The organism is Arthrobacter sp. FW306-1B-F12A, from assembly GCF_058781865.1.
On sequence record NZ_JBYSXD010000042.1, the window covers coordinates 1 to 10138 of the forward strand.

The window sequence follows — 10138 nt, forward strand, 5'->3', positions numbered from 1 at the left end:
CTGGACGTCATCACCCAGGGCCGCGCCCACGGCATGGTCACCAAATCCAACCTGATCCTGGGCATGGGCGAAACCCGGGAAGAGATCTCCGAAGCCCTGCGTGACCTGCACGCCGCGGGCTGCGACCTGATCACCATCACCCAGTACCTGCGCCCCTCCGAACGCCACCTGCCCGTGGACCGCTGGGTCAAACCCCAGGAATTCGTCGAGCTCGCCACCGAAGCCGAGGAAATCGGCTTCCTCGGCGTCATGTCCGGCCCCCTGGTCCGCTCCTCCTACCGCGCCGGACGCCTCTGGGCCACCGCGATGCGCAAAAAAGGCCGCGAAATCCCCTCCCACCTGGCACACATCGCCGAAGGCATCCAGGACTCCGGCACCACCCGCCAGGAAGCCCGCACCCTCCTCGCACACCACGCGACGGCCTGATCCGCAAGGAGCCAGCATGTTCCCCACCCGGATTGAAATCATTCCCTCAGCCGGAATCGTTGAGAAAGTCCAGGCAGCAGTGCCGCTTTCCACGACGCTCACCATTACCTGCCTGCCCCATCACGGCATCGCGCGGACCATGGAGGCTTCCGTCAAGCTCAGCCTCCTCGGCTACACCGTGATTCCGCACCTCTCGGCACGCGGGCTGGAGCACAGGGCGCAACTCTCCGGTATCCTCCGGGGCTGCGAGGCCGCCGGGATTAGGGAGGTATTCGCCATCGGTGGCGACGGGCCGCAAGGTTCCGGCCCCTACCGATCGAGCCTTCCCCTCTTGGCGGACATCGCCGAGTACTCCGGCGGAAGCATCACGGCGGGCATCGCAGGTTACCCCGAGGGACATCCTTCCGTGAGCGGCCTCGACTTGCTGGATGCCCTGCTGGCCAAACAACATCTGGCCACGCACGTAGTCACGCAAATGTGCTTCTCCGCCCCGACGATCCTCGACTACGCAGCACTCCTGCGCCGGGAAGGCGTCGAGCTGCCGGTGTGGGCAGGCGTGGCCGGGGCCGTTCCCCGGACCAAACTGCTGGCCCTGGCAGCCCAGATCGGCGTCGGGACGTCCCTGAAGTTCCTCAGCAATAAAGGAACCCTTGCCCGGAAGCTTCTAGGCGGGGACAAGTACTCACCGGAAGGCCTCGTTTCCGAGATCATGGCGCACCCGGATGGCATCTCGGGAATCCATCTTTACAGCTTCAACCGACTGGACATGCCCATCTGGGAACGAAGCGACCTCCCCGATCCTGAGGCCAGCGAGGCAGCCTCCGCGTAATCTGGGACCGCCTAGGTCCTGGGGACCCCTAGCTCCCCGGGACCGAAATCGCCGCGACCGTCTTTTGGTTGTCATCGCGCAGTTCCACGCCCGAAATCCCGGCGAGCTGGACCGGCGTCGCACCCGTGACCTTGATGTGGCCACTGGACGTCGCGGTCCATCCGCACGCCATTTCCTCCGTGCCGTCGCGGCCCTTGACCCACAGGTACATCGTGCCTTGCGCCGGCATGCTGCGGCCTTCCAGCTGAAGCTCGGTCCCCCACGCCTTCCTGACGAGCCCCACGGTGAGCTGCAGGCCATTGTCTGTCTGCACGGAGTAACTGGCGTCAGGCTTGGGTGGCTGGTTCAACACGGGCCCTGCCAGTATGCCCAAGCCAAGGCACGCCGCGGCGACGGCACCCACCAGGGCCGCCCACCGGCGTCGGGATTTCCGCCGCCGTGCCGCCATCTTCAGGAGGATCGGCTGCGGGATCGTTTCCGTGAAAGCCCCTGTAAGTGGGCGGGCGTCGGAAGGGGCAGCGGTAGAGGGCTCGACGGCGGGGCGCCCGGCGGCGAGCGCGACGGCGTCGGGCACGGGGACGGCGTCGAGGAGGGCGGGGAGGCTCTCCAGCTCGCCCAACTCGAGCCGGCAGTCAGCGCAGCTCGCCAAGTGCTCCTCGAAAATCCGGGCCTCGGCAGGCTCGAGTCCGCCGAGCAAGTAGGCGCCCAGCAATTGGTGAAGTCCGGTTTCGTTCACCGCTGCACCCCCATTTCGTCGAGAATCGTGCGGAGCGCCCTCACGGCGTAGAAGGCCCGGGACTTCACTGTGCCGCTGGGGATGTTGAGCCTCAACGCGGCTTCGTTCACCGTGAAACGTTCATAATGCAGTGCTACCAGGACCTCCCGGTGTTCGGTGCTGAGCCTCAGGAGCGCCTCCTCCATGAGGACCCGGTTGAGGAGCTCGTCCACCCGTTCGGTGGCCTCCTCCGGATCCGCCATGTCGCGTTCGGCAGCCTCTGCCGGGCGCCGCTGGGCCTTGCGGTAGTTGTCGATGATGACGTTGCGGGCAGTGCGGAACAAATAGCTGCGCAGGCTGCCGGTGATCTGCGGGGCGTGCTGCCACACGCGAAGGATGGTTTCCTGGACTACGTCCTCAGCCAAGTGCGCGTCCGGCGTGCAGCTCAGCACGAAGCGGCGCAGGGCCGTGCCGTGGTCGCGGTAGATCGCGGCCACTACATCCTCGTCGAGCGGCATCGGCGCCTCCTTGGTGCTCGGCTTCCCCTTCTCCTGCGATACGACGTGCCCGCCACGAAAAAGGTTCAAGCCCCCTGAACCATTCTTCACCCGACGGCGTCGTACGGGTTAGCTTCCGGCACGTCCACGGCCGGTCGACCCGAAGGAGCAAACCATGAAGAAGCAACTCGGCACCGGGCTCGGCATCCTTGCTCTGGCCATCGCCCTCACTGGCTGTGGAGGAAGCCCCGGCGCGTCGTCATCTTCGAGCGCCACCAGTCCCAGCCCCGCGGCGTCGAGTTCAAGCGCTCCGGCGTCGAGCACTCCTGCTGGCGCGGCGGAACTGAAGACGGCGTCGTCGAGCGTCGGCGAGAGAGTGGTCGCGGCGAACGGCAAGAGCGTCTACGTCTTCGCGAAGGACGTCAAGGATTCCGGCAAGAGCGCCTGCACCGGCGGCTGTGCCACCAACTGGCCGGCAGTGACAACGACGTCGGCCAAACCGGCGGTTGACGGGGTGACCGGAACCATCGGCACCATCCCCACTGCAGACGGCAAGATGCAGATCACCATCAACGGGATGCCTATCTACTTCTACTCCAAGGATGAAGACTCCAGTGACACCTACGGACAAGGCGTGGGTGGCGTGTGGTTCATGGTCAGCCCGTCCGGTTCCATGTTGACCCCGAGCAGCACCCCAAGCAGCACCCCAAGCAGCAGCACCCCAAGCGGGAGCAGCATGGGCTACTGAAACCGTCGCTCACGTTTGCACCCCAAACGGCAAACGCTCGCTCAGATCTTTCCGGACCGGCCGGAAGATCTGAGCGAGCGTTTGTCCAAAAGGCCTCAAAAGTGAGCGGGCGTCCGCCCCAGATGCCCTAAAAGTGAGCGGGCGTCTTAGGCGTCTTAGGCGTCTTAGGCGTCTTCGAACGCTTCAGCGTCCTCGAACTCCACCGCGGCGATGATTTCCTTCGTCTCGGGGTGGATCATGAAGGCTTCGTCGTCCTCTTCGATCATGATGTAGTTGCCGTGGTCCGTGGCAAAGTGCCAGGCGAGGATCGTCTCGCCGTCGTGCTCGTAGTTGGGATCGCCCATGGTGATCTTCTCCAGCCGGTAGCCGGCAACATCGCACAGTTCGCGGATGATGAGCTCGAATTCGGGGGCGTTCTCGAGTTCGGCTTCGGCCGCCTCGGCCTGGCGCTCTTCGAGGTTCGGGATGAGGGCTACACGGTCGGCGATGTGTGCCTCGAGCTGCTCCTCGTCGAGGTAGAGCACACCGTCCTGGCTGCGGAGCCACGCTGCGTTGAGTTCGATGATGTCTTCGGTCTCCAGGAGGGATTCGAATTCGCCGTCGAGGGCCTCGAGCTCGGCAACGGCTTCCGGTGCCACCTCGGACTCGTCAAGGTCGCCGTCCAGGTAGGCCTCGGCGTCCTCCTCGGACAGCGCGTCGAAAGCTGCTGCGGTGCGGTTGAACAGCTCGAGGTGGCCCTTGGCGCCCATTCCTTCAAGGCCTTCGCGGACAAACGCATCCACCTCTTCGCGCTCCGGGACCGTGAAGACGTACTGGGCGAAACCGCCCGCGAGTGCCTGTGTCAGGTAGTAGTCCACAAAGTAGCTGCGCAGGGCGTTGGTAGCGATTTCCTCGTGGTTGAGGAGCTCCTCGTACATCTCGTTGACCACGGTGACGTTCGCGTCCACAACTTCTGCGTTGTCGGCCTCGATGCTGTCCTTCGTCAGAACGACGGGGTTCTCATTGCTGGTCATGGGATTTCCTCACTGCTGGGAAGCTTGTGCTGCTCCGGACCCTTTCAACGTACGCGGGGGCGGTTGTCGGGCAAGCTAGGCAGAGGTGAACGTCGGGCAAAGTTTCAGGGCTGCTGCGTGGGCCCTAGGATTCATAGATAGCCTCCTGCCGAAAGTAGCCTTAACGAATGCCTTCCCACTCAGACGATTCCTGGGAACTGGCGATTCAGACACCCGCCATTAACGACCGCTCCCTCGCGGCCGGCCTCGCCTATGCCATGGGAAGCCGGGTCAGCGGCATCACCTTCGACTCCGCCACGGGCCTGATGATGGGCAAGGTCAGGGGCAGCGGCCCGTCACCGTATTCGACGTCGGCCAAGCTGGTCCGCAAGCCCGGAGGCTGGAGCTGCACCGTGGGCGTGTGCAGTTGCCCCGTCCGCAAGGACTGCAAACACGTGGCCGCCCTTCTCTTCGCCGCCGAAGACCATCCCGCAGTGCGGGCACAGCTGCTCAGCGCGCCCGCGTTCGGACAGACGGCCCAAACGGGGGGAATCGTGCAGCGGCCGGCCTGGGAACAGGCGCTCAGCAAGCTCATCGCCACCCCGGGGACCGCACCGCAAGGCCAGGGCCTCCCCTTGGCACTGGCCTTCGAAGTGGAAGAACCGGCCCCGCACTTCTCCTACACAGGCCGGCGCGATCCTCTCCGCAGCGTGCGCCAGCTCAAGGCCCGCCCAGTGATGATGGGAGCCAAGGGCAAGTGGATCCGGGGCGACGTCTCCTGGACCAACCTGAACTACCTCGGCTACAAGCGCGAGTTCAACGAAGCCCATATCGACTGGATGCAGAACTTCCTCGCCGCGCATTCCACCGCGGACTACCGGCAGCTCACTTCCAGCATGTGGATGCTGCTCAACGAATTCGCCGGCAAGAACCTGTGGAGCCTGCTCGCCGAAGCCTCGAAGGTCGGGGTTTCGCTCATCCACTCCGGCGGGACCGAGCCGGTCCGCATTGCCGCGGAGCCCGCCGTCGTCGGGCTTGACCTTAGCCGGCCCGACGACGGACTGCAGCTGTCGCCGTCGGTGACCTTGGGCGGGGACGCCCTTGATCCGGCGGCCTTGGGCTTGATCGGCCGCCCGGCGCATGGATTGTTCTTCACGGGTCCCGGCGAGGGGCACTTGCCCGGCGTTTCGGCCCCCGCTAACCTCATCACGCTGGCCCCTTTGGAGGGCGGCGAGTCGCAGGAACTCCTCGATTTCGTCATGGGCGCGTCCCGGCTCCAGATCCCGGCGAAGGACGAAGAACGATTCCTCACGGCGTTCTATCCGAAACTCAAGCAGTCCACGCGGGTCACGGCAGCGGACCATTCCGTCGAGTTGCCGGTCCTCGCCGTGCCCACGCTGTCCTTGCTGGCGAACTACGGCTCCGACCACCGCGTGCGGCTGCACTGGGAATGGCACTATAAAGCCGGCAAGCTCGTGACTGCCCAACCCCTCTGGCGGCACCCTGACGACCACGGCTATCGCGACGACGCCGAGGAAGCCCGGATCCTGGAGACCCTGGGCCGGCCTTGGGAGGTGGTTGCCGCGCTGGGCGAATCGTCGAGCGGCGGATGGGGGGCTCCACGCCTCGCGGCCTCGGTGGCGCTGGATGGGCTGGACACCCTGGCCTTCACCGAGGAGGTGCTGCCCCGGCTCCGCGAGCTGCCCGACGTCGTCGTGGACACCTCCGGCGAGATCGCCGACTACCGCGAGGCCACCGAGGCTCCCGTCGTCTCCATTTCGACCAAGGCAACCGACAGCCGCGACTGGTTCGATCTTGGCATCGTCATCACGCTCGAGGGCGAACCCGTGTCCTTCGCGGCCGTGTTTTCCGCCCTCGCGGCCGGCCAGAGCCGGATGTTGCTGCCGAGCGGCGCGTACTTCTCGCTGGACCTGCCCGAACTGCACCAACTCCGCGCGCTGATCGACGAGGCCAGGTCCTTGCAGGACAACCCGGACCGGCACGGCACCCTGCAGATCAGCCGTTTCCAGGCCGGGCTCTGGGATGAGCTCGCGCAATTGGGGATCGTCGACGAGCAGGCGGCAGCATGGCGGGAGGCCGTGGGCGGATTGCTCGACGACGGCGTGACCGGGCTGCCGCTGCCGGGCTCGCTCGACGCCGAGCTGCGCCCGTACCAGTTGGAGGGATTCAACTGGCTGAGTTTCCTCTACCGCCACAGCCTGGGTGGCGTCCTGGCCGACGACATGGGCCTCGGCAAGACAGTGCAGGCGATTGCCTTGATGTGCGCGGCGAAGGAGCAGGCTGAGTCCGGCGCCGGAGGCACCGCGGGCGGCAGCGCCCCCTTCTTGGTGGTGGCGCCCACCAGCGTCGTGGGTAACTGGGCCGCGGAAGTGCAGCGCTTCGCCCCCGGTTTGAGCATAAAGACCGTGGGAGAGACCTTCGCCAAGAGCGGCGCGGATCCGCAGGAATCCATGGCGGGCATCGACGTCGTCATCACCTCGTACGCGCTGTTCCGGATCGACTACGAAGCCTACGCCGCCAAGGAATGGGCCGGACTGATGCTCGATGAAGCCCAGTTCGTCAAGAACCACCAGTCCAAGGCCTACCAGTGCGCCCGGAAACTCCCGGCATCCTTCAAGCTGGCCATCACGGGAACCCCGCTTGAGAACAACCTCATGGAGTTCTGGGCGCTGACCTCGATCGTCGCACCGGGACTTTTCTCCAGCCCGCGCCGCTTCGCGGAGTACTACCAAAAGCCCGTCGAAAAGAACGGCGACAAGGCCCAGCTCGCCAAGCTCCGCCGTCGGGTCCGTCCCCTGATGATGCGCCGCACCAAAGAGCAAGTCATCAAGGACCTGCCGCCCAAGCAGGAACAGGTGCTCGAAGTGGTGCTCAACCCGCGGCACCAGAAGGTGTACCAGACCCACTTGCAGCGGGAGCGTCAGAAGATCCTTGGGCTCATCGACGATGTCAATAAGAACCGCTTCACCATTTTCCAGTCGCTCACCCTGCTGAGGCAGCTGAGCCTGGACGTCTCCCTGGTGGACGAGTCCTTGTCAGCCGTGCGCTCGTCCAAGTTGGATGTGCTGTTCGAACAGCTGGAGGACATCGTCGCCGAGGGGCACCGGGCGCTCATCTTCAGCCAGTTCACGGGGTTCCTGGGCAAGGTCCGGGAGCGGCTCGACGCGGAGGACATCGAATATTGCTACCTCGACGGCAGCACCCGGAACCGGGCCGACGTCGTGAGCGAATTCAAGAACGGCGCGGCGCCCGTGTTCCTCATTTCCTTGAAGGCCGGCGGGTTCGGCCTGAACCTGACCGAGGCCGACTACGTGTTCCTGCTGGACCCGTGGTGGAACCCCGCCTCGGAAGCGCAGGCCGTGGACCGAACCCACAGGATCGGGCAAGCGAGGAACGTCATGGTCTACCGCCTGGTGGCCAAGGACACCATCGAGGAAAAGGTCATGGCGCTCAAGACCAAGAAGTCGCAGCTGTTCGCGGATGTCATGGAAGGCGACGCCCTGGCCGGTGGCGCGCTGACGGCGGAGGACCTGGCCGGGCTATTTGCGGAGTAGGTTCGCCCTGGAGCAACTGCTTCTAGGTGGCCTAGGCTGGACCGCATGGCTATCATCCATAGAGCAACCCTGAGTCCTAGCAAACTTGAGCTCATCGAAAAGTACTTGCCCGTCCAGCCGTGGTTCACCAAGGACGGCTCCGCGCCGCCCGAGCTGCTCGGTGCGTACCGCTTCGATGATCCGGACGGCGAAGTCGGCCTCGAAACCCACTTGGTCTCCCACGGCGGCAAGGTCTACCAGGTTCCCCTGAGCTACCGGGGTTCGGAATTGCCCGGTGCGGAGCACTCGCTGCTCGGCACCATGGAACACTCCGTGTTGGGCACGAGGTGGGTGTACGACGCCTGCACCGATCCCGTCTACGTCGCTGCCCTGGCCACCGCCATCCTCACTGGGCAGCGGGAAGCCGAACAGTTCGTGGACATGGACGGCGTGCTGGAGCCAAGGGCGAGTTCCGTCGAGGCCAAGGGCAGTGGAACCCCCGGCAGCGAAGTCCCCGCTCTGAGTCCCGCAGCGCCGATCACCGAAGGCGGCGTTACCAGCATCGACGCCGGTGAACTCACCGTCCAGGTGAACCGCGTCCTGGATCTGGGGATCCAGGGTTCGGAAGATTCGGCTGCCCTTCGGGGCACGTGGGCCGGGCAGGATGCGCCGGTGCTACTGGCGTCCCTCTCGCGGCCCTAGAGGACTACTCCCCCGGTCGCGGTCTCCACACCACAACTGCCTGGGACCGCGCCCGGGGGCGCTGCCCGCGGGCCAGGCTGACGACGTCGCCGGCTGCTCCCGCAGCAAAAACGCGGGCCTCCATGGGGCTCCGCCGCCGCTGCAGTTCCTCGCTCAACTCGGCCACGCGGAACTGCAGCGCGGCCACCTGGTTTTCGAGCTCAAGGATGCGCTTGATGCCCTCAAGGGACACGCCTTCGTGGGAGAGCCGCTGGACCTCGCGCAAGCGGTCGATGTCGCGTTGGGAGTAACGCCGGGACTTGCCCGGCGCACGGCTCGGCGACACGATGCCGAGCCGGTCGTACTGCCGCAGGGTCTGCGGGTGCATGTCAGCCAGTTCGGCCGCGACGGAGATGACGAAGATCGGCTGGTTGATGTCGATGCCCATGCCTACGTCCCCTCCCATGTCTTCTGCCGCTACAAGCGGGCCTTGGCGGCCAGGTCGTGGCGAGGATCGGCGTCGGCCGTAGCCGCGGCGAACGCCTTGACAGCTTCCTCGGCCTGTTTGTTGAGGTTCTGCGGGACGGAGACGTCGATCGTCACCAGCAGGTCTCCGGTGCCCTTCGAGGTCTTGACGCCTCGGCCTTTGACCCGGAGCGTCCGCCCGGAAGGCGTGCCGGCCGGGACGCGGACGGTGACAGTGTCGCCGTCGAGCGTCGGCACGTGGATGTTGGAACCCAAGGCCGCCTCGGCGAAGGTGACCGGCACGTGGATCCGGATGTTGTCGCCGTCGCGATTGAAGAAATCGTGGGGCTTGACGTTCACCGTGATGATGAGGTCCCCGTTTCCGGCTGCGCCTGGGTTGCCCTTGCCACGCTGGCGGACCTTCTGGCCGTCCCTGATGCCCGCGGGAATCTTCACGTCGATGACGTTTCCGTTGCTTTCGCGGAGGCTCACCGTGGTGCCATGAATGGAGCCTGCAAAGGAAATCGAGGTGGACGCCGTGCGGTCGCTGCCCTTTTGCGGGGCCCGCTGGAAACCGGTCTGTCCACCGCCGAAGCCACCGCCGAAGAGGTCAGCGAACTCGGGCGGGATGCCCCCGGCACCGGCAGGCTGGCGTCCGCCGCCGAAAAGCCCGCCGAACAGGTCCTCGAAGCCGCCATTGGCCGGGCCGCCGCGAGCTGCGCCCGGCGCGAAGCGTGCCCCGCCCATGGCGCGAATGGCATCGTACTGCTGGCGCTCCTCGGCATCCGAGAGCACCGAATAGGCCTCCGAGATGTCCTTGAACTTCTTCTCCGCAGCAGCATCCCCGGAATTGGTATCCGGATGGTACTTCCGCGCAAGCTTGCGGTACGCCTTCTTGATGTCAGCGTCAGAGGCGTCCTTGGCGACACCAAGGATGGCGTAAAAATCCTTCTCAACCCAGTCCTGGCTGGCCAAGGGCGTTTCCTTTCGATCTGTTCTTGCCGAGCTCTCCGCGATACATGGGCCCCCGCCCCTCCGCCGGGTGGCCAAGGATCTTCGATCCTCAGCCACCCGGCTCCGATAGGCCCGATGCCACTCCCGGGGCCCATGTATCGCTGCGAGCTTGTGGTCAACTCACCTTAGGCGAGAAAACCGCTTGAGCCGTAGCGGATGAGGGGGCCCGGGAGTGGCATCGGGCCTGCCGGAGCGGGGGGGGGGGGGGGGGGGGGGG

The 10138-nt window shown here is 65.6% G+C and carries 10 protein-coding genes; 5 read left to right on the forward strand and 5 right to left on the reverse strand.

Features of this window, described 5'->3' with window-relative positions:
• On the forward strand, window positions 1-426 hold a 426-nt coding region (locus tag AC3WJU_RS17275; RefSeq protein WP_492260445.1), incomplete at its 5' end, for a lipoyl synthase.
• Window positions 427-442: 16 nt separating this feature from the next.
• Entirely contained in the window at window positions 443-1255 is an 813-nt protein-coding gene (locus tag AC3WJU_RS17280; protein ID WP_492260446.1) for a methylenetetrahydrofolate reductase, read from the forward strand.
• A 28-nt stretch (window positions 1256-1283) separates the two neighbouring features.
• Here the strand turns inward: AC3WJU_RS17280 and AC3WJU_RS17285 are convergent, their stop codons facing one another.
• A complete protein-coding gene (locus tag AC3WJU_RS17285; protein WP_492260447.1) occupies window positions 1284-1991 on the reverse strand; it encodes an anti-sigma factor family protein in 708 nt (235 codons plus the stop codon).
• Window positions 1988-2488, reverse strand: coding sequence for a sigma-70 family RNA polymerase sigma factor (locus AC3WJU_RS17290; protein ID WP_059389901.1), 501 nt, complete (start codon window positions 2486-2488; stop codon window positions 1988-1990). The genes AC3WJU_RS17285 and AC3WJU_RS17290 overlap by 4 nt, the downstream gene beginning before the upstream one ends.
• Window positions 2489-2642: 154 nt before the next feature.
• On the opposite strand from AC3WJU_RS17290, the gene AC3WJU_RS17295 reads away from it, so the two are divergent.
• Window positions 2643-3215, forward strand: a complete 573-nt coding sequence (locus AC3WJU_RS17295; protein WP_059389900.1) for a COG4315 family predicted lipoprotein — start codon at window positions 2643-2645, stop codon at window positions 3213-3215.
• A gap of 164 nt (window positions 3216-3379) precedes the next feature.
• Here the strand turns inward: AC3WJU_RS17295 and AC3WJU_RS17300 are convergent, their stop codons facing one another.
• The gene (locus AC3WJU_RS17300; RefSeq protein WP_307054931.1) at window positions 3380-4228 is read right to left on the reverse strand and encodes a DMP19 family protein; all 849 of its coding nucleotides are present in this window, start codon (window positions 4226-4228) and stop codon (window positions 3380-3382) included.
• A 167-nt stretch (window positions 4229-4395) separates the two neighbouring features.
• On the opposite strand from AC3WJU_RS17300, the gene AC3WJU_RS17305 reads away from it, so the two are divergent.
• Complete coding sequence (locus AC3WJU_RS17305; protein WP_284991299.1) at window positions 4396-7782, forward strand: DEAD/DEAH box helicase; 3387 nt, start codon at window positions 4396-4398, stop codon at window positions 7780-7782.
• A gap of 45 nt (window positions 7783-7827) precedes the next feature.
• The gene (locus AC3WJU_RS17310; protein ID WP_492260448.1) at window positions 7828-8463 is read left to right on the forward strand and encodes a CG0192-related protein; all 636 of its coding nucleotides are present in this window, start codon (window positions 7828-7830) and stop codon (window positions 8461-8463) included.
• A gap of 4 nt (window positions 8464-8467) precedes the next feature.
• Here AC3WJU_RS17310 and AC3WJU_RS17315 read toward each other — a convergent pair whose 3' ends face one another.
• Together AC3WJU_RS17315 and AC3WJU_RS17320 are read right to left on the reverse strand one after the other, a co-directional pair.
• Window positions 8468-8890, reverse strand: a complete 423-nt coding sequence (locus AC3WJU_RS17315) for a heat shock protein transcriptional repressor HspR (RefSeq protein ID WP_269995195.1) — start codon at window positions 8888-8890, stop codon at window positions 8468-8470.
• Window positions 8891-8919: 29 nt separating this feature from the next.
• Window positions 8920-9882 carry a DnaJ C-terminal domain-containing protein gene (locus AC3WJU_RS17320; protein ID WP_284991285.1) on the reverse strand — a complete coding sequence of 321 codons (963 nt, stop codon included), beginning with the start codon at window positions 9880-9882 and terminating at the stop codon, window positions 8920-8922.
• Window positions 9883-10138 lie beyond the last annotated feature (256 nt).